Genomic DNA, 18,657 nt, shown 5'->3' with positions numbered 1-18,657 from the left:
GCAGCGTGAGGCTGCTCTTATGGAGAGAATAATGAACGTATTAGTGACTGGTGGCATGGGGTATATCGGTAGCCATACATGCATCCAGATGATTCACGCAGGTATGACACCAGTGATCTTGGATAACTTATACAATAGTAAATCAACAGTGCTTGATCGCATCGAGAAAGTAGCTGGGGTCAAACCTAAGTTTGTTGAAGGTGATATTCGTAACAAAGCCTTGATGGTGGAATTACTCACAGAGCACAAAATTGACGCTGTAATTCATTTTGCGGGTTTAAAAGCAGTGGGAGAATCGGTTCAGAAACCACTGGAATACTATGATAACAACGTTAATGGGACTCTAGTTTTGGTTTCAGCGATGCGAGAAGCCGGTGTTAAGTCATTGGTTTTTAGTTCTTCCGCCACGGTTTATGGAGATCCAGCATCTGTACCTATCACAGAAGATTTCCCAACCAGTGCAACGAATCCATATGGCCGCAGTAAACTCATGGTGGAAGAGTGTCTGACTGACTTTCAGAAGGCAAACCCTGATTGGAGCATTACGCTACTGCGTTATTTTAATCCTGTGGGCTCGCATCCGTCAGGCGAACTGGGTGAAGATCCACAAGGGATCCCTAACAACCTAATGCCATTTGTCTCTCAGGTTGCAGTAGGGCGTAGAGAGTTTCTTTCTGTGTTTGGGAGCGACTATCCAACTAAAGATGGTACGGGTGTCCGTGATTACATTCACGTGATGGATTTGGCCGATGGTCATATTGCAGCACTTCAGAAAGTAGGTAATAGAGAGGGCTTACATATCTACAACTTAGGCACAGGCATAGGCTATAGCGTGTTGGATATGGTGAAAGCGTTTGAGTTGGCTTCAAACAAACAAGTGCCATACAAGCTGGTGGATAGACGACCAGGTGACATAGCGGAATGCTGGGCTGATCCTGCGAAAGCAGAGCAAGAGTTGGGCTGGAAAGCTTTGCGTACACTTGAAGAGATGACTCAAGATACGTGGCGCTGGCAGTCGAATAATCCGCAAGGTTATCCTTCAGCCTAATGGTGTATACAAATAAAAAGCGGCCTTCGGGCCGCTTTTTATTTGTATAGAGAACTGCCCCCAATTTAGGCTGGGGCAGTTCCAAAACAATATCTTTTTGTATTAATTGGTGCGGTAGCGGCTCAAGGTCTCTACTAAGTTACGAGTGGCTTGAGCAATGTTACGAATACCAATAGAAGACTGCTCTGCTACGCCACGAATGGTATTTGATTGATTGCGAATATCACTCAGTTCAGAAGCGATGTCATTTGCAACTGAGCTTTGCTCATCTGCTGATGTTGAAATCTGAATACTCAGGTCGTTAATCAGGTTTGCAGATTCAGCAATGAGGTTTACATCGTTACCGATCTCTGTCACTAACAGACTGCTGGTTTGCGCTTGGCTGACGGTTTGATCGGTAATTTTTGCAATGTTCTGCGTTTCACTTTGCAACTTACCTATCATGGTTTGAATTTCTACCGTTGCAGCTTGAGTGCGGCTTGCCAATGTCCGAACCTCATCAGCGACGACAGCAAAACCTCGTCCCTGTTCTCCAGCACGTGCCGCTTCGATTGCCGCATTAAGAGCAAGAAGGTTGGTTTGTTCAGAAATCGCATTGATAGTGGTGATGACATCGTTAATCTTGATGGCATTTTCATTCAGCGTCGTTACAGAAGAAGACGTTTGGGCAATGTAGCCTGTTAACTGTTCAATTTCACTGATAGCCTGCTGAACTCTATTGTGACTATTACTAACTTGTTCAGAATCGTTTTCAGTTTGCTGCGTCGCTTTTAGAGCAATGTTTGAAACTTCGTGCGCTGACGCCGTCATCTCTTCCATTGCCGTCGCTACAGAATCTAAAGAAGAGTACTGTCTCTGGATTTGTGTTTCGCTTTCGCGCATCTCTTCAGCAAAAGAAGCCGATGTTTCGCTTAAGGTTGTAGAGTTGTCTTTTACTGCGACAACCAGATCCGTCAAGGTATCCATTGCGTTATCTAATGCACAGCCGATAGTACCAAACTCATCACGGCCAGCGTGGAATCCTAAACGCGAAGTTAAGTCGCCTTCAGCAATTTTTTGCGTCGTAGTGTAAAGAACCCAAAGAGCCCCACCGATAAATGTCGCAACCCAATAGATAAAAATAGCGAACGGAATCACCCATAAAAATGAAAGTAAGAACGTAGTGAAGGCTTCCGAGCGGGCATTTTGCTCACGTTTAGCAAAATCATCGGTAAGCGCATAAATTTTGCCATCGGATGCTTTTGCAGTCGCTGTTACAACACCGTTGTTATATCGAGTGTCGCTCAGTGATGAGCGAACTTCCAAACCAGCAACTGTGTTGATATTTGATTGAGAGACAATACCTTGCAGTTTGTATTCAACAGCGTGTTTTGATTGCTGTTCAATGTTATTCAAAGTATCGAAATAGCGAGCGCCCGAGATGCTAGCGATCGCTAATAGAAACAGTGTGAAGACAACCCACATTTTATCGTTGATAGACATTTTGATAAACACACGGTCTATCGTTCGGAACTCAACTTCTTTCATGGTTACTCCGAGAGGCAAATTTAAGAGATTCTGGTGTAGCTAGTATCCTACTATTTATGTGCTATACGTCGTATTTAAATTTGCAATAAATGTAATATAAATTTTAGAAATGAGATTTAGATCGGCTCTTATTCCGTAATTAAAAAAGGGGCAAATACATCTGTATTTGCCCCTGTGCGATTTTATTGATTATTTAACCCAGTGATGGGAGCACGCCTGCTGTAATCAGTAGTTGTGAACCGATGATCATTATTCCGACCACGCCCGTGGCTACTAGAGCGATGTTACCGCCGCCAACTTGGTAATGGTTTTCTGTTGCCGTTTGGCGAACACGAACCACCATGACTAATGGCAGGAAGATAGCTAGAACCGCAAGAGCAATAGCTGCGTATCCTAGAGCCATGATAAAACCTTGAGGGTAGTACAAAGCAAAGATCAGAGGAGGCGTGAAAGTTACAAGCGATGCCGCAATTCGATTCATGCCGCCGTTTTTCTTACGAATCGTGTCACCCATGAATTCAAACAGACCTAAACTTACACCCAAAAACGAAGTAAGCAGTGCGAGATCGGCAAAGATACCAATGATATTGCCCAGATTTGATTGATGAACTGTTTGAGAAAGCGTTGAGATTAAAGCACTCAAACCAGCATTGCCAATAAGGTCAGGTTGACTAACTACACCAAGAGTGACCACTTGCCAGAAGATGTAGATGACCAAGGGAATTGCTGAGCCAACAATGATCGCTTTACGTAATGAAGGTGTATGTCCATCTAAGTAGTTCACGATTGCTGGAATGCTGCCGTGAAAACCAAATGATGTAAAAATCACAGGGATAGAAGCAACAATCAATCCTTGGCCAACAGGCATACTGAGTAAGTATGATTGTGTTACGTTAGGTGCAAGGAACGTCAGCACCACAACCATTGCAATGATTTTTCCTGCAAACAAAAGGCGGTTAACTTTATCAACTGTAGCTGTACCGATAGTAACAACAGCAGCAACGACTAAAGTGAAAACCAGAGTGCCGATTTGACCATCGATTTCAGCACCAGTAAAACTTGCGATGCGATGAGTAAACTGAGCGCCACCACCAGCGATATAGGCTGCACATAAAGCGTAAAACAAGAATAACATGGCAAAAGTCGCCACCCATTTCCCTTTATCGCCTAAAATTTGTTTCGCTAGGGTATGTAATGTCGCATCCTTATCAGCATATTGATGGATCTCCACCATGAGTAATGCTGTAAATGACATCAATGCCCAAAGACCAAGCATGATAAAAAGAGAGGTTGAAAACCCAATTCCTGCGGATGCAAGTGGCAGAGCAAGCATACCTGCACCAATTGTGGTGCCCGCAATAATCAAAGTACTGCCTAAAAGCTTTGATTTCATCATTTTGTAAACTTATTTTTACTGTAGTTGTGTTGCTTAAGATTATGTTCGAATTTTAACCGGTTAAACTGGTTGTATTCGCTGGTTTTTCGATATTTTGTAGAACTTATCTGTAAACGTCAATCAATTTGTACAGATTAAACTCCATTAGTGTAAGTTATTATTTACACTGTCTTTGGTTGTGAATGTCATGGAGTATGTGTTTGGTTTTAAATTCAACCACTAAATATGAATACACTTATAATCAAACGAACAATCAAAGAAAGAGTCCAAGTTTTTAATATGAACTATCTTGCTCATTTACATATAGCAGAAGCATCTGACAGCAATTTACTCGGAAATCTGTTGGGGGATTTTGTCAAAGGTAATCCGAGTGAACAGTATTCAGCAGAAATTGTGCAAGGAATCCGACTTCATAGATGGGTCGATGCCTATACAGATAGCCATGAGGTTATGAATATCGCTAAAGCATTGTTCCCATCAACGACTCGTCGTTTCTCACCCATCGCATTAGATATGTTTTGGGATCATTGTTTAGCTAAACATTGGCAGCGGTTTCACTCACACTCTTTACGACAGTTTGTACTGGACGCGGAGAAGACCGTTAAAAGTTACCATTTTTCGTCCTTGCCCGAGCGATATATGCTGGTGAGCGACAAAATGTGGCAAGGGCGCTGGTTAGAGTCATACGCTGATTTTGAAAATATTCATTTTGCTTTGCAACGTATGTCATTGCGAAGAGAAAGAATGAAACCTCTTTCGGAATGTTATGCCAGCCTTGAAGGTTCCTATCATGAGCTAGAATCGCTTTTCTTTTCACTCTATCCACAAGTATTAGAGAAAGCCAAAAGCATTCGCTTTTGATACAATCCGCCGCCCATCCTAGCAGCAATGTTTTTATGTGTTTCTCAAGACACCCTTGGTGCTTGCTAGGTAATGAAAATTATAAAGCTAATTAATTGGTATCCGATGTCTGAACAAACTCCTACCTTTCAAGAATTAGGTATTCAACCTGCCTTAGTGACAACACTAGCCAGTATTGGTATAGAAATTCCTACGGCTATTCAAGCGCAGGCAATTCCTCAGGTATTAGAAGGGCGTGATGTGTTGGCTGGTGCTCAAACGGGAACGGGTAAAACTGCTGCGTTCGGTTTGCCTCTCATACAGCGTTTTATTAATAATCCTTCTGATCCTGAAAGAAAAGGTAAAGACATTCGTTCATTGGTGTTGGTACCAACCCGTGAGTTAGCGCAACAAGTTTTTGATAATTTGACCGCTTATGCCAAAGGTCAAAACATCAAAATTGTGACTGCCTATGGCGGCACAAGTATGAAAGTACAGGTTGATAATCTCCGTGGCGGTGCAGATATTCTTATCGCTACGCCGGGTCGTCTGTTGGATCATGCCCATGTTAAAACGCTGTATCTGGGTACGGTTGAAGTTTTGGTTCTGGATGAAGCCGATCGTATGTTGGATATGGGGTTCATGCCAGATATTCAAAGAGTGCTTCGTAAGCTGAATCGTGCTCGTCAAACGCTGTTCTTTTCCGCAACATTTGATAAAAAGATCAAAGAACTCGCTTACCGAATGATGTTGGAACCTGTTGAAGTACAGGTATCGCCAAGTAATTCAACAGCGGCGACGGTTAAGCAGATGGTTTATCCAGTGAACAAAAAGCGCAAGAGAGAGTTGCTTGCTTATATAATTGGTTCAAGAAACTGGCAACAAGTCCTAGTGTTCACAAAAACAAGGCAGGGCAGTGATGCGCTTGCTGCAGAGTTAAAGCTTGACGGCATAAAAGCAGCATCTATCAACGGTGATAAGAGCCAAGGAGCAAGACAGAAAGCGCTTGATGACTTTAAAGCAGGTAAAATACGTGCACTGATTGCGACAGACGTTGCTGCCCGAGGCTTAGATATTGAACAGCTAGAGCAAGTGGTGAACTACGACATGCCTTTTAAAGCTGAAGATTACGTACACCGAATTGGTCGTACTGGTCGAGCAGGTAAAGAAGGCTTAGCAGTATCGTTGATGAGTCAAGACGAAGAGCCGTTATTGCACGCGATTGAACGTTTATTAGATGAAAGGTTGCCGCAAGAGTGGTTGCAGGGATTTGAGCCGAGTATTGAACCAATTTTTGATGATAGCCAACCTGCAAAGCGCAACAGTCGCTCGGCGGAGAAACGTAAAATGAAAGCGAAGTTGAAAATACATGCCAGCAGAGGCAAGAAAAAGTAGACAGTTAGGAAGCTAAATCAACTCCGAGTATAACCATAAGGGCTGCATAACTCAGCCCTTATACTATTGATTCGCGCTAATGCGTTTTTCGCACTCTTCTTCCCAGTCATAACGGACTTCATACACCAGTTCTTTTACGCTGTTTGGACGCATAACATCTTGCTCGGTGATGCTGAATTTGTGAATCATGATGTCGTTGAATAATGACCAATGTTTCAACAGGCAAACGTCTAAATCGCGCGTTTCATCTGCCCATGTTTCTTTCATAAATGGAGTTAAGCTTGCTGCACCGTGGCTAAACATGATCATTTGCCACTTTATCTCCCATACTTTAATCGGCGCGTTTGGGTACTCTTTGTTGTACAGATCGGCTAAGCCTTCAATAATTTCTTCTAGTTCGCCAGCGGTATCAATAAAGTAATCAAACAAGGTTCCTTCTTGACGTACTGCGTCAGCTATAAATTGGATCGGTTGTTTAATGATTAGGCTGTGAGCCAGCAGATGCATTGTAAAGCGATAGAGTTTTACGTTTACAGGTGTGTCATCAGGTATTTCAGACAACACTTTACGTAAGTAAAATTCCATATAACTGTGCATACCATCACTAATGTAACGCCATATTTTTTCTTTGCTGCCAAAGTGGTGACGTATCAGGCTGTGTGATATACCCGCTTTCTCACTGATATTACGTAAAGAAACACGAGCATAGCCTAGTTCGCAAAATAAATTGGTGGCTTCCCGGAGAATATGCAGTCGAGTTTTATGGGCATCACCTGCGCTTCGACGCCCTTGTTTTTTATCAGTCATATTATGGTCTGTAGACCTTGTAAGGTTAAACTTTGTTCGATTAAAGCCTTTTAACCGAACCTTCGGGTAGCATTACTGAGTCGTTTCTTTTGCGTTATTACTTAGATGTTAAGAGTGTTTCAGAGCGTCATCGTGGCCATGTATAAATCACTCAAAAATAGCTGTAATAACCATCGTAAAACGGTAACAGGCCCTATTCAAAGATTGCTGTATATGGGCGACTTTTTACCAGAATACTGGGAAGTTTTCACGGAAAAGAGAGTTATCAATAATCCAATTGTGCGCTGATACGCAACATAAGAGGATTATTGATAAGAAAAGCCTAAAGTAAAGAACTTAGTTTGTTGAGCAGCAGATCAATGTCTTCACGGCTAACATCTTGGTGAGTAACAAATCGAATTGGATTGCTCGGAGATACAACAATATTGTCCTGCTTGAGTTGCTTAGCAATGGTATTGATATCGATATTTTCATCAACTTTTGCAAACACAATGTTCGTCTGAACCCACTCTGGGTTTAATGAGAATCCCGGTAGTTGAGCAAGACCATAGGCTAAGTGTTTTGCATTGTCATGATCGACTTTAAGCTGAGCTACTTGTTCAGTGAGAGCAAGTTTACCAGCCGCTGCTAAAATACCCGCTTGACGCATACCACCGCCGAGCATTTTTCGAATACGTCTTGCTTTAGCAATGTATTCTTTGCTGCCTAAAAGCAAAGATCCGACAGGTGCACATAAACCTTTAGAAAGGCAAACGGTCATAGAATCAAAATACTGGGCAATGTTCTTTACGTCAGTATCTAATGCCACTGCTGCGTTATAAACGCGCGCTCCGTCTAAATGCAGTTTTAGATTATGCTGATCAACAAACTCTCTCGCTTGCTTTAAATACTCCATTGGCAAGACTTTACCGTTAATGGTGTTTTCTAAGCTCAATAGGCGAGTGCGGGCGAAATGAAAATCGTCGGGCTTAATTGCTGCTTTTAGCTTGGCAAAATCAATCGTGCCATCAGGATTGTTTTCGATTGGTTGAGGTTGGATTGAGCCTAATACCGCAGCGCCACCGGCTTCAAATTTATAGTTATGCGCTTGTTGACCACATAGATACTCATCGCCACGATCGCAATGAGACATTAAACCCAGCAAGTTTGCTTGCGTTCCTGACGTGGTAAACAGTGCAGCTTCAAAGCCGTGTCTTTCTGCTGCCCATGTTTCAAGTTCGTTAACAGTAGGGTCATCACCATAAACATCATCGCCGACTTCGGCACGAGCCATTGCATCGCGCATGGCTTGAGTAGGTTTAGTAACAGTATCAGAACGAAAATCCATCTTATTTCCTTATAACCAACTTAACTTATTGTAAATATCCACATAGCTTCGCTTTGCTCAGGCAAGCGATAGTTTTGGAGTCTGTAATCTCGCCACTTATGATCTTTTGCTCTATTTCTGCCACAGAGAAAGTAATGACATCAATCACTTCATCATCATCGCAGCTATACCTTGACGTTTTGACAAGGTTTTTTGCGATAAATAGATGCTGAATTTCGTCGCAGAAACCCGCTAAAGGAGTGAATTGACCTAAACTAATAAAGGAATCGCTACTGTAGCCGGTTTCTTCTTCGAGTTCTCGTTGAGCGCAAACAAGAGGCGATTCTTGGTTCTCAATTGTTCCCGCAGGTAGCTCAAGTAGCCACTTTTTTAACGAAGGTCGGAACTGATTGATCATGACAATCTGGTTGTCTTCTGTGACCGGAAGAATAACTGCGGCACCGGGGTGCACAATGGTTGTGTGTTTGACGTTATTGCCGTTGGGAAGAGCGACATTCTCTTCAACAAGAGAAATGCGTTTCCACGTGTGTATGGTAATGCTCATACAAATAGTTCTTATCGGTGGAGGAGAGCCACTTTGGCGTAGTACGCCTACCATATCGTATTTGATTGCAGAATCTCAATCGGAAATAAATTTAACGTTGAAAATTCATAAGGTCGTTATGAGGTGTGCGTCGCATAAGTGCAAACTATGATTGCATCATTTTGCACATAAGGCAGATCTGATATAACAGTCCGTCCAAATTCGGATTATAGTTGTAACTAAATGATAACAAATGTATAAACTTTTATATAAGAACGAATTTAGGTATTGCTTAGGAGCGCAAGCATGATCAGTCCAACTCAAGCCTCTCATGGACAAAAAGCGTTATTGTCAGAACGCATTAATAAGCTCTCCAAAGCTCTTTCTGATGGGGTTTACGAAAGAGAAAGTACCATTAAACTTTGCTTGCTGGCTGCACTCGCTGGTGAAAGTGTCTTCCTTTTAGGTCCTCCTGGTATTGCAAAAAGTCTTATTGCGAAACGACTCATTCAAGCTTTTGATAACAGCAGTTATTTTGAGTATTTGATGACCCGTTTCTCCACGCCTGAAGAAGTTTTCGGCCCACTCAGTATCCAAGAACTGAAAGATAATGGTCGATATGTTCGCTTAACCAAGGGTTACCTTCCTACCGCGCAGGTTGTCTTTCTTGACGAAATTTGGAAAGCAGGCCCAGCCATTCTCAATACGCTTCTTACGGTCGTTAACGAAAAAACATTTAAAAATGGCAGTGATATTGAACGTGTACCAATGCGTTTGTTGATCTCTGCATCCAACGAATTGCCTGATGAAGACAGCGGTCTTGAAGCTTTGTATGACCGGATGCTAGTGCGAGTGTTCGTCAACCGAATTCAGAACAAACAGAATTTCAAATCCATGCTCACAGTTGGTACGCCACAAGAAGCGCGTATTCCTGAAGGTTTGGCGATCACAGACCAAGAATATCATCTGTGGCAGCAACAGTTAGACAGTCTCACTCTTAGCGATGATGTATTTGAAAAACTCTATCAACTTAAGAACATGTTGGAATCAGCGGTAGAAGACAGCAAGTTGTCTACCCATGACATGTATGTCTCTGACCGACGTTGGAAGAAGGCGGTTAAGTTGCTGAAGGCGAGTGCCTTCTTCAATGGTCGTGATGCGATTAATCCTTTGGATATTTTGTTACTGCAAGATTGTTTATGGAACAGCCCTGAATCACGTGAAGTGGTTCATGGTGTGGTAAAAGAGTTCGCACTGCGTTATGCGTTTGATCAAATGGAAGTTGAGCATCAAATTTCGCTTTGCCGTGAAGAATTAGCAGCGGTTCAGGACGAGCTGGAATCGGAATTTGGCATGATGTTGTCGCTTGAGACAGCTACTGGCTTGATTAAGAAAAAAGTCACCAATCAATACGATATTAAGGGTGCCAAGAGCTATAAAGTCGGTGCGGCTTATGATCTCGTTAAGCTGGTTCTATTGCAAAGCAACATGTCGGTGTCTGAGTCAGAAAAAGGGGACAGCCGTTGGGTGTATGTTCCAAAGAGTGATTTAGAAAGAGTCATTAAAGATGGTGAAGGTGATGTCTATGGTTACGTCAACCAAAACACCAACATGTGCCGAATCAAATTCGATGTAGATGCAGCAAACAATCTGGTGATTAAAGATATCGCCAACCGCTCTGTCATGGTGTCATTAGTGACAAAAGAGGGATTGGACGAAGGACTGTACCAAGACTGGTTGGCAAAAACAGAGCAAGCGATGGCGCAGCTAAAACACGCTGAACATCATTTACGTAAAGTACGCTCAACATTCCATGGAGCTCTACCACATAACTTTATCGATCCAACATTACCAACAGCGATGGAAGCAACATTACAAATGCTTCAACAGCAGTTGGAAGCGACACAAATTGAATGTGAGAAAAGTGCACAGCGTTATCGAAACCTCACTCAGTTTTTTGAATAGGAGGCATCATGCTTGGCGCTGATGGATTAAACCTCGCTCTTATGATTGCAGACAGCGGCATTATTGATACCGCTGTTAACGATCTTCTTGCTCGCTCACAAGTGATGATGATGGCGGAAGATCGTGGTGTTCGCTCAACGGTAAAAAATCACTTATTGAAATGGCGTGGTAGCGTCAAGAAACGCATCACACGTGTTTGCGAAACAGAGCGTTTTCAGCAAGAGCTTGGTTACTATCAAGAGGTGATTCATTGGGACGAAGAGACATTCTTTGACCGCATTGATGATGTAATCAAAAAGCTTGAATGGCACTCCGCTTTCTATTTACAAGCACGACGTTTGATGGAGAAAAACAAAGGTATTCACAATCCTATGTTTCCTCATTTCTTCTGTGACCAATGGTATAAATCACTTAGCGATGCGATTAAGCAAGCTCAGGTGATGGAGCTGGAAGCGAACAAAGAAAAGCTTCTGACGGATCTATATCAACGCATGGAAACCATGCGTAATATGGACAAGATTACTGAATCGGGCGATGAGAGTAGTGTTGGCAAACTGTGGGATATGGCATCTGCCAAGTTAAGCCGCAGTGATCTTATGGTAATGAAGCGTCATGCCGAGTTTTTGAAAAAGCATCAAGCGTTGCAAGAGATAGCTGAAAAGCTAGGTCGGATGGCAAGTGATGTTGACGATCCTGATCTAAATCGCGCGCCTACCGAAGAGCCACAAATGGTAGAGGAAAAGTCCGATGAAGCAACCGACGATATCGTCGGAATTCATGAGAGCGACGATCTCAATAAGATGCTGCCAAATGAAACGCTTTTTCTTGCTTACCCAGAGCTTGAAGTGGTTTTCTATAAACACTTAGTTGATAAGCGTTTGATGAACTACCGAATGCAGGGCAAGTCACGCACACTTCGAAAAGTTCGGGCGCATAAGCCAGACAACAAAAAAGCGGATATCGAAAAAGGGCCTTTCATCGTTTGTGTAGATGCTTCTGGTTCGATGCATGGTTTTCCTGAGCAGTGTGCCAAAGCGATGGCTTACGCACTGATGCAAATTGCTTTAGCCGAAGATCGTGATTGTTATGTTATGCTGTTTTCCACAGAGCACATCACTTATGAATTGACCAAGCAAGATGGATTGCGAGAAGTGAGTGACTTTTTGAGTTACTCCTTCCACGGTGGTACAGACTTAGAGCCTGTGCTGAAAAAGTCAGTGGAATTAATGGCTGACGGCACATACAAGAATGCCGACTTAGTGGTGATCTCAGACTTTATTGCACCTAAGCAGAATGAAGAAATTCTCGCTCAGGTTAATGGATTAAAGGCCGCGAAAAATCGCTTTCATGCCATCAGTTTGTCACGCTATGGTAACCCTGAATTAATGAGTATGTTTGACCATTGCTGGCGTTATCATCCGAATATCTTTGGACGTATAGCAAAGCAGTGGTAACCGATATTCAGCAGTAATGCCACTTAGCTGCAACAACTAACGCTAGTAAAATCCGAAAAAGATAAGGGAGGTTGTCACCTCCCTTTGTTGTATCTAAGACGATTTATTCAGTACTTTTAATCGATGTTCGCCAGTAACTCGTAAGAGCGTAGCTTAGCTTCATGATCAAAAATCATTGCATTGACCATAATCTCATCAGCTTGGGTTCTGGCGACTAAGTCCATTACTCGGCTTTTCACTGTATCAGCACTTCCATGAATGGATTCGCGCAGTTGAGTTTGAATATGATGTTTCTCATGGGGTAGCCAAAGCGGTTCCATATTTTTCACCGGAGGCGCAAGTTTGGTTCGCCCACCTCTGATCATGGAAAGAAACTTCTGCTTTTCAGTAGTACCCAAATACTGGGCCTCCGCATCTGTCTCCGCCACTATGATGTTTACACCGATCATGACATAAGGCTTATCAAGTTGATCTGAAGGTCGGAAGTTATCACGATAAATTTCGATGGCTCGCAATATAGCGTCAGGGGCGAAATGCGCGGCGAACGCAAAGGGTAGTCCTTTTATTCCCGCTAGACGAGCACTGTAGGTACTAGAGCCCAACAACCAAATTGGCACTTTAGAATTGTTGCCTGGATAAGCTTTTACTGGCTGGTGGTCAGAAATTGGTCCCATAAAAAACTGCAACTCTTCCAGCAGTTCATCGAAATCGGGATCCATTCGATCTGGTTCTCTTCGTAGAGCATGCATGGTTGAGTGGTCTGTTCCCGGAGCACGGCCTAAACCTAAATCAATACGATTCGGGTAGAGCGCTTCCAAAGTACCAAATTGCTCAGCAATAACCAATGGAGCATGGTTAGGTAGCATGATCCCGCCAGAACCTAGACGAATAGATTTGGTATGTGCGCCAACATGGCTAAGCAAAACAGAAGTCGCTGCGCTCGCTATATCGGGCATGTTATGGTGTTCCGCCATCCAGAATCTCTCGTAGCCTAATTTTTCGGCATGTTGTGCAAGTGAAACGGTATGTTGAAACGTTGTGTGGAAATCTGCGCCTTCAGAAACAGGCGCCAAATCTAAAATTGAGAGCTTAGGTAGAGACATCACGTACTTATTCTTGCTGTAAAATCATGCTCACACTATGCACCTTTCCGAGTCCAATAAAAACCATGACTTTTCGAAGGAAATATTCTAAAAAAGCCACCTTGATGAAGGTGGCTATAGAGCAATTGAATTGGCATGTTTAAAGTTTGAAACGGCTGATGACTTCAACCAGACGTTTATTTATGTTGTTAATATCGCTCATACCTTGTAACGTCTTTTTGCCTGTCATATCAAGTTCACTCACGATTTCATTGAGTTCGCTCATGCTTTTACTTACGCCGTGAGTCACGCTGCTTTGTTCTTCTGCTGCGGTAGCGATTTGCATGCTCAAGTCATTAATTTCATTAATGTAGTTGCTCATGACATCTAGGCTGGAAGAGACATGCTCCGATGTTTCGGCAGTATCCTGACAGCGTTGTTTTGTGTCAGTCATTGAGCTTACGACCACTTCGTTGCCTTGAAGTAATTTAGAAATCGCGTTTTCTATTTCTGCGGTGCTGTCTTTCGTTCTGCTGGCAAGTTTACGCACTTCATCAGCAACGACAGCAAAGCCTCGTCCTTGTTCTCCTGCACGCGCTGCTTCTATAGCGGCGTTTAGTGCCAGTAGGTTAGTTTGTTCAGCAATGTCACTGATAACATTGAGGACGGAGTGAATGTTATGAGTCTCATCACTCATGTTTTGTACATGCACAGAAGAGGCTTCAACACCTTCAATCAATGCCGATACAGTAGCTTGAGAACGACCCACAATATTTCGTGCTTCGATACTGCTGTCTTGTGCTTGCTGAGTTAGATTCGACGTGTTTGAAGCATCAGAAGCGGTTGAGCTGGCGGTAGAATTCATTTGCTCAAGTGCCGTCACGATTTGTTCTGTTTCTACCACATGGTTATGAAGCATGGCGGAATTATGCTCAGAAAGCGTCTTCATCTGTTCCACATTTTCTTGTAATGCCTGAGAAGAGCTTTGAATTTCTAGCATTATGTTTTGTACATGGCTGATGAAATGGTTCACGCCCTCAGCAATCTGACCAAGATCGTCTTTAGAATGAACATCAAGACGTTGAGTTAAGTCACCTTCACCGCTGGCAAGATTTAATATGGTTTTTTTCAAACTTAATATAGGTCGGTAAAGAGCCTGGATAACAATAAACGCGATCACAACGCTCAATATTGTCGCAGTGACAGAAATAATGATGGCGGATTGCTTTGATGCCGTGAGTTCTTCATACGCCATGTCTTTATTCTGTTCGATAACATAGAACCAACTCTTGTTGGCAATATTGATTTTTCGAGAAAACAGGATTTTTTCTTGCCCATTATTCATATACGTCAATATTGAATGTTCCACTTTACCAATTTGTTGAGCGACATCTTTATAAGCGTCTACTTGGGAAGCGATGTCGCCTGCTTTCATTGTTGCACTTTTAGAGGCTGCTATGACCGTGCCATCGTGGTTGAGTATCATGGCACTTGAGCCTTTCAGCGCTGTAGAGTTATCAACCAGTTCATTAAGGAAACCGAGCTGCATATCGACACCTATCATGCCGTCTTTCGCCTTTTGGACGATACTAATCCAGTAGATGTTAGGATTCGATTCATCAGGGTAGGGGTCGGTAATGGCTGGAGAGATAGCTTGGCGACCATCTTTATAATAACTCCGTGTGCGAACATCTCCGTTGAGCTTGTGGTTTGGCCAAGCTTCAGATTCTTGGTTCCAATATGCATCACCATTCGATTCAAAGCCGATAAATGAGCTTCCTGTTGCCAAAGCGGTTGCAAAAAGTTCCGCTAAGGCTACGTAATCATCAGCACTACTACCGGGGAAGGACGCCTCTTTGTACAATCGACCTATGCCCTCGACACCATTGATTTTTTCGTCCAAGAATGTTTTTACAAGTTGCGCTTTGCCCGCGGTGTATTGTTCTCCCGAATCATTGATCATATTGGTGATCATTGAAGACTGTTTGATATAGGCAATGTAACTGGTGATGGAGACTGACGCACCCACAAGCAACATCACTGAAATTAATAACAGCTGTTTTAATCCAAATGTTTTTTTCATCATTCCATCTACCCTTGCGCAGTTCCGTTGCCCATCAGATAAGTACCTGCAAAGCGACGAAAAATCCCACTCTTTTAAACTGATGTTGCCGATATCGTAAAGACATTAAATGTTTATTATTGAGAATAGCATCAATTAAAAAGTAGGCGATTTTTAGTCATTTTTCCTACTTAACAGCGTATAAGTTTGATCAGCAACGGTTCGAGTTGTCTATGATCTATTCGCTATGGCGGCTTCTTAGCCATTTGGTTGAAAAATATAGAATTTGTTGTTGACCAACGAAATGAATCCGTTAAAGTACGCCTCGTTCACACAGCAATGTGGTGAACAGATGGTGTCACCATCGCAGTATGCGTTGCCCTGGTGGTGAAATTGGTAGACACAAGGGATTTAAAATCCCTCGACTTTCGAGTCGTGCCGGTTCAAGTCCGGCCCGGGGCACCATCAACTTCCCAATAAGGCGCGTTAGCAGAGTGGTTATGCACCGGATTGCAAATCCGTGTACATCGGTTCGATTCCGGTACGCGCCTCCATTTTCCTTCCCAGCTTATGCTGGTTTTATTCGAAATTGATAGAATGGACATCCAGTCCCTTTGATATCGATTCACTCTTCTGTTGTTCTGCGACTTTAAACTATTATTCAACTCCTCACGGCTTAATTTCCAACTACACTTACAAGTACATCCAAAGCTGGAATAAACTATGTATCATCGGGTGATAGTAGGGCTCATTTGGGGACTACTAAGCTTTTTTGCATTGGCGACGGCTGAACCGATAGATGAAAAGAAGGTGTCTTCTTCAACCGTTCCAGTCATCTCTATCAGTGGAGCAATAGGCCCTGCTGTTGGGGATTATGTGATCAAAGAAATCCAGCGAGCCAATTTCAGCAAACTCTCACCTGCAATCATTATCTCTATTGACACCCCAGGTGGACTTGTCTCAAGCCTTAGAAGCATCAATCAGCATATTTTAGCGTCAAAGATCCCGATATTATGTTTGGTTTATCCTCCTGGAGCCCGTGCTGCCAGCGCTGGTACTTACATTCTTTATGCTTGTCATATTGCGGCAATGTCTACTGCGACGACTCTAGGGGCCGCGACACCGGTACAAATTGGGGGAGCCACTCCAGGAGAAGATAAGAAAGATCAATCCAATGAGCCAACGAATATGGAAAAGAAAATTCTCAATGATTCGGTTGCTTACATTCGCTCGTTGGCTCAGTTACGTGGACGCAATGTAGAGTGGGCAGAGAAAGCGGTACTCAATGCTGAAACGCTTTCAGCCACGGAAGCGTTAGCACTCAACGTCATTAATGTGATGGCGGAGTCTCCTGAGGATTTACTGCTCAAACTGAATGGTGTTGAAGTAAAAGTTGATGATCAAAATGTGGTATTGGACCTTTCTGGAGCAATATTGGAGTCTCGAGAGCCTGATTTACGTAATAAATTTCTATCTACAATTACTGACCCCAACGTGGCCTATATTCTGATGATGATTGGTATATATGGCTTGATACTAGAGTTCTTTAGTCCAAGTTTTGGGGTGGCTGGCGTTACTGGTGCAATCTGTTTATTTGTTGCTTTGTATGCCTTCCAGTTGTTGCCAGTTAGCTACGCTGGTCTTGGGCTGATGCTACTTGGGATGGCGTTACTAATCGCTGAATCATTGATCCCAAGTTTTGGCATTCTTGGGGCTGGGGGAATTGCCGCGTTTGTTCTTGGCTCAGTATTCTTAATTGATAGTGATTTACCTGAGCTAAGGGTGTCGGCATCTCTGATTTATGCGATAGCTTTGTCTTCCGCGGCTTTGATTATTTTCGTGCTTAAAATGCTCATGAAACTGCGACACAAGAAGGTTGTGAGTGGTGAGGAAGCGTTAGTTGGTCATAACGCTATTGTATCGCAGGACTTTGCACGCCACGGATACGTTAACATTGAGGGTGAGCGTTGGAAGGCTATATGTGACCATCCACTCAATAAGGGCGAAATCGTCAGTATTGAATCGGTAGATGGACTGACGTTAAAAGTGAAAAAAGTGTCAAGGAGTGAAGATAATGCCTGATATTCCAGTAAACACTGAACTACTGACTCCAGTATTACTTGCGGTGTTGGTGATAGTCATCGCGGTGCGTCTATTCCGTATTCTGCGCGAATATGAACGTGGCGTGGTTTTTTTTCTTGGTCGATTTCAAAAGGTGAAAGGTCCGGGTTTGATCATTGTTATTCCGGTGATCCAACAAATGGTACGTGTCGATTTGCGGACGGTAGTTATGGATGTACCCAGCCAAGATGTTATTAGCCGCGATAATGTGTCAGTAAAGGTCAATGCTGTTATCTATTTTCGCGTGGTCGATTCTCAAAAAGCGATCATCAATGTAGAAAATTATCTACAGGCCACATCGCAACTTGCCCAAACGACATTGCGTTCTGTGTTAGGTCAACATGAATTGGACGAGATGCTGGCGAATCGAGAAATGCTAAATGCCGATATACAAGAGATCCTTGATTCTCGAACGGATGGCTGGGGGATCAAAGTTTCCAATGTTGAAATTAAACATGTGGATCTGAATGAGTCAATGGTGAGAGCCATAGCGCGTCAAGCTGAAGCGGAAAGGACTCGTCGGGCAAAAGTTATTCATGCTTCTGGTGAGATGGAAGCATCAGAAAAGCTGGTTGAAGCTGCGAATCGTTTAGCTGAAGAGCCTAATGCGATATTATTGCGTTACTTGCAAACATTGACGGAAATCGCCGCCGAAAAAAGTTCGACTATTTTGTTCCCTATGCCAACTTCTATGATGGAGGGCCTCTTCAAGCCACCATCAAAAGGTAGTGAAGACAAAGACAAATAACTCGTTGTACATTTTGAACTAGGGCTTTTTACCAACTTCATCAATCACTGTGCGGTATTTGAGTGATTACTTTTAATTTACGGTTTTATCTTTAAGATTTCGGTGGAGCGATTTTTAGGCATAAATTTTAGCAACTGAACATCAATTATACTGTGTGGTTCGCTTTCTAAGCATTCAATTCATAAAGATAAAGTTTTTTGTTGACCGGATAAAATAATCCGCTACAGTACGCCTCGTTCACACAGCAATGTGGTGAGCAGATGGTGTCGCCATCGCATTATGCGTTGCCCTGGTGGTGAAATTGGTAGACACAAGGGATTTAAAATCCCTCGACTTTCGAGTCGTGCCGGTTCAAGTCCGGC

At 43.0% G+C, this 18,657-nt stretch carries 14 protein-coding genes and 2 tRNA genes; 9 read left to right on the top strand and 7 right to left on the bottom strand.

The annotated features are described in order from the left end of the window. Window positions 1-31 precede the first annotated feature (31 nt). A complete protein-coding gene (galE, locus tag ACRQQK_RS04205) occupies window positions 32-1,048 on the top strand; it encodes a UDP-glucose 4-epimerase GalE (protein WP_457510186.1) in 1,017 nt (338 codons plus the stop codon). Window positions 1,049-1,150: 102 nt separating this feature from the next. On the opposite strand, the gene ACRQQK_RS04200 is transcribed toward galE, so the two are convergent. Together ACRQQK_RS04200 and ACRQQK_RS04195 are read right to left on the bottom strand one after the other, a co-directional pair. Next, window positions 1,151-2,575: a methyl-accepting chemotaxis protein gene (locus ACRQQK_RS04200; protein WP_457510185.1), complete on the bottom strand. Its 1,425-nt coding sequence runs from the start codon at window positions 2,573-2,575 to the stop codon at window positions 1,151-1,153. A 193-nt stretch (window positions 2,576-2,768) separates the two neighbouring features. Further along, complete coding sequence (locus tag ACRQQK_RS04195; RefSeq protein WP_457510184.1) at window positions 2,769-3,971, bottom strand: aromatic amino acid transport family protein; 1,203 nt, start codon at window positions 3,969-3,971, stop codon at window positions 2,769-2,771. A gap of 279 nt (window positions 3,972-4,250) precedes the next feature. Here ACRQQK_RS04195 and ACRQQK_RS04190 point away from each other — a divergent pair, with 279 nt between their 5' ends. Further along, complete coding sequence (locus ACRQQK_RS04190; protein WP_457510183.1) at window positions 4,251-4,832, top strand: acyl carrier protein phosphodiesterase; 582 nt, start codon at window positions 4,251-4,253, stop codon at window positions 4,830-4,832. A gap of 105 nt (window positions 4,833-4,937) precedes the next feature. After that, window positions 4,938-6,206 carry a DEAD/DEAH box helicase gene (locus ACRQQK_RS04185; protein WP_457510182.1) on the top strand — a complete coding sequence of 423 codons (1,269 nt, stop codon included), beginning with the start codon at window positions 4,938-4,940 and terminating at the stop codon, window positions 6,204-6,206. Window positions 6,207-6,269: 63 nt separating this feature from the next. Here the strand turns inward: ACRQQK_RS04185 and ACRQQK_RS04180 are convergent, their stop codons facing one another. The 3 genes from ACRQQK_RS04180 to ACRQQK_RS04170 all read right to left on the bottom strand — a co-directional run bounded on the left by ACRQQK_RS04180 (window position 6,270) and on the right by ACRQQK_RS04170 (window position 8,884). Continuing rightward, the gene (locus ACRQQK_RS04180; RefSeq protein WP_457510181.1) at window positions 6,270-7,013 is read right to left on the bottom strand and encodes a TetR/AcrR family transcriptional regulator; all 744 of its coding nucleotides are present in this window, start codon (window positions 7,011-7,013) and stop codon (window positions 6,270-6,272) included. A gap of 322 nt (window positions 7,014-7,335) precedes the next feature. Further along, window positions 7,336-8,340: a low-specificity L-threonine aldolase gene (gene ltaE / locus ACRQQK_RS04175; protein WP_457510180.1), complete on the bottom strand. Its 1,005-nt coding sequence runs from the start codon at window positions 8,338-8,340 to the stop codon at window positions 7,336-7,338. A gap of 25 nt (window positions 8,341-8,365) precedes the next feature. Beyond that, window positions 8,366-8,884 (bottom strand): NUDIX hydrolase, encoded by a 519-nt coding sequence (locus tag ACRQQK_RS04170; protein ID WP_457510179.1) that lies wholly within the window; start codon window positions 8,882-8,884, stop codon window positions 8,366-8,368. A gap of 285 nt (window positions 8,885-9,169) precedes the next feature. Here ACRQQK_RS04170 and ACRQQK_RS04165 point away from each other — a divergent pair, with 285 nt between their 5' ends. Both ACRQQK_RS04165 and viaA read left to right on the top strand, forming a co-directional pair. Further along, the gene (locus ACRQQK_RS04165) at window positions 9,170-10,828 is read left to right on the top strand and encodes an ATPase RavA domain-containing protein (RefSeq protein ID WP_457510178.1); all 1,659 of its coding nucleotides are present in this window, start codon (window positions 9,170-9,172) and stop codon (window positions 10,826-10,828) included. 8 nt (window positions 10,829-10,836) lie between these two features. Continuing rightward, window positions 10,837-12,282: an ATPase RavA stimulator ViaA gene (viaA, locus tag ACRQQK_RS04160; protein ID WP_457510177.1), complete on the top strand. Its 1,446-nt coding sequence runs from the start codon at window positions 10,837-10,839 to the stop codon at window positions 12,280-12,282. Between the two features lie 116 nt (window positions 12,283-12,398). Here the strand turns inward: viaA and ACRQQK_RS04155 are convergent, their stop codons facing one another. Both ACRQQK_RS04155 and ACRQQK_RS04150 read right to left on the bottom strand, forming a co-directional pair. Then, on the bottom strand, window positions 12,399-13,385 hold the full coding sequence (locus tag ACRQQK_RS04155; RefSeq protein ID WP_457510176.1) for an LLM class flavin-dependent oxidoreductase: 987 nt from the start codon (window positions 13,383-13,385) through the stop codon (window positions 12,399-12,401). A 139-nt stretch (window positions 13,386-13,524) separates the two neighbouring features. Further along, window positions 13,525-15,450 carry a methyl-accepting chemotaxis protein gene (locus tag ACRQQK_RS04150; RefSeq protein WP_457510175.1) on the bottom strand — a complete coding sequence of 642 codons (1,926 nt, stop codon included), beginning with the start codon at window positions 15,448-15,450 and terminating at the stop codon, window positions 13,525-13,527. A gap of 354 nt (window positions 15,451-15,804) precedes the next feature. Between ACRQQK_RS04150 and ACRQQK_RS04145 the strand changes: the two genes are divergently transcribed. The 4 genes from ACRQQK_RS04145 (at window position 15,805) to ACRQQK_RS04130 (ending at window position 18,295) form a co-directional block, all read left to right on the top strand. Further along, a tRNA-Leu gene (locus ACRQQK_RS04145) sits at window positions 15,805-15,891 on the top strand. A 15-nt stretch (window positions 15,892-15,906) separates the two neighbouring features. Further along, a tRNA-Cys gene (locus ACRQQK_RS04140) sits at window positions 15,907-15,980 on the top strand. A gap of 169 nt (window positions 15,981-16,149) precedes the next feature. Next, entirely contained in the window at window positions 16,150-17,508 is a 1,359-nt protein-coding gene (locus ACRQQK_RS04135; RefSeq protein ID WP_457510174.1) for an NfeD family protein, read from the top strand. Further along, complete coding sequence (locus ACRQQK_RS04130; protein ID WP_457510173.1) at window positions 17,501-18,295, top strand: slipin family protein; 795 nt, start codon at window positions 17,501-17,503, stop codon at window positions 18,293-18,295. The genes ACRQQK_RS04135 and ACRQQK_RS04130 overlap by 8 nt, the downstream gene beginning before the upstream one ends. Window positions 18,296-18,657 lie beyond the last annotated feature (362 nt).

This window comes from Vibrio sp. C8 (genome assembly GCF_054051265.1).
The sequence above is the reverse complement of the archived record's forward strand: the minus strand, read 5'-3'. Positions and strand labels throughout refer to the sequence as shown.

Excerpts from the sequence above, each read along its gene's own strand:
- galE (WP_457510186.1), top strand. The coding sequence starts at position 32 with ATGAACGTATTAGTGACTGGTGGCATGGGGTATATCGGTAGCCATACA.
- ACRQQK_RS04200 (WP_457510185.1), bottom strand. The coding sequence starts at position 2,575 with ATGAAAGAAGTTGAGTTCCGAACGATAGACCGTGTGTTTATCAAAATG.
- ACRQQK_RS04195 (WP_457510184.1), bottom strand. The coding sequence starts at position 3,971 with ATGATGAAATCAAAGCTTTTAGGCAGTACTTTGATTATTGCGGGCACC.
- ACRQQK_RS04190 (WP_457510183.1), top strand. The coding sequence starts at position 4,251 with ATGAACTATCTTGCTCATTTACATATAGCAGAAGCATCTGACAGCAAT.
- ACRQQK_RS04185 (WP_457510182.1), top strand. The coding sequence starts at position 4,938 with ATGTCTGAACAAACTCCTACCTTTCAAGAATTAGGTATTCAACCTGCC.
- ACRQQK_RS04180 (WP_457510181.1), bottom strand. The coding sequence starts at position 7,013 with ATGACTGATAAAAAACAAGGGCGTCGAAGCGCAGGTGATGCCCATAAA.
- ltaE (WP_457510180.1), bottom strand. The coding sequence starts at position 8,340 with ATGGATTTTCGTTCTGATACTGTTACTAAACCTACTCAAGCCATGCGC.
- ACRQQK_RS04170 (WP_457510179.1), bottom strand. The coding sequence starts at position 8,884 with ATGAGCATTACCATACACACGTGGAAACGCATTTCTCTTGTTGAAGAG.
- ACRQQK_RS04165 (WP_457510178.1), top strand. The coding sequence starts at position 9,170 with ATGATCAGTCCAACTCAAGCCTCTCATGGACAAAAAGCGTTATTGTCA.
- viaA (WP_457510177.1), top strand. The coding sequence starts at position 10,837 with ATGCTTGGCGCTGATGGATTAAACCTCGCTCTTATGATTGCAGACAGC.
- ACRQQK_RS04155 (WP_457510176.1), bottom strand. The coding sequence starts at position 13,385 with ATGTCTCTACCTAAGCTCTCAATTTTAGATTTGGCGCCTGTTTCTGAA.
- ACRQQK_RS04150 (WP_457510175.1), bottom strand. The coding sequence starts at position 15,450 with ATGATGAAAAAAACATTTGGATTAAAACAGCTGTTATTAATTTCAGTG.
- ACRQQK_RS04135 (WP_457510174.1), top strand. The coding sequence starts at position 16,150 with ATGTATCATCGGGTGATAGTAGGGCTCATTTGGGGACTACTAAGCTTT.
- ACRQQK_RS04130 (WP_457510173.1), top strand. The coding sequence starts at position 17,501 with ATGCCTGATATTCCAGTAAACACTGAACTACTGACTCCAGTATTACTT.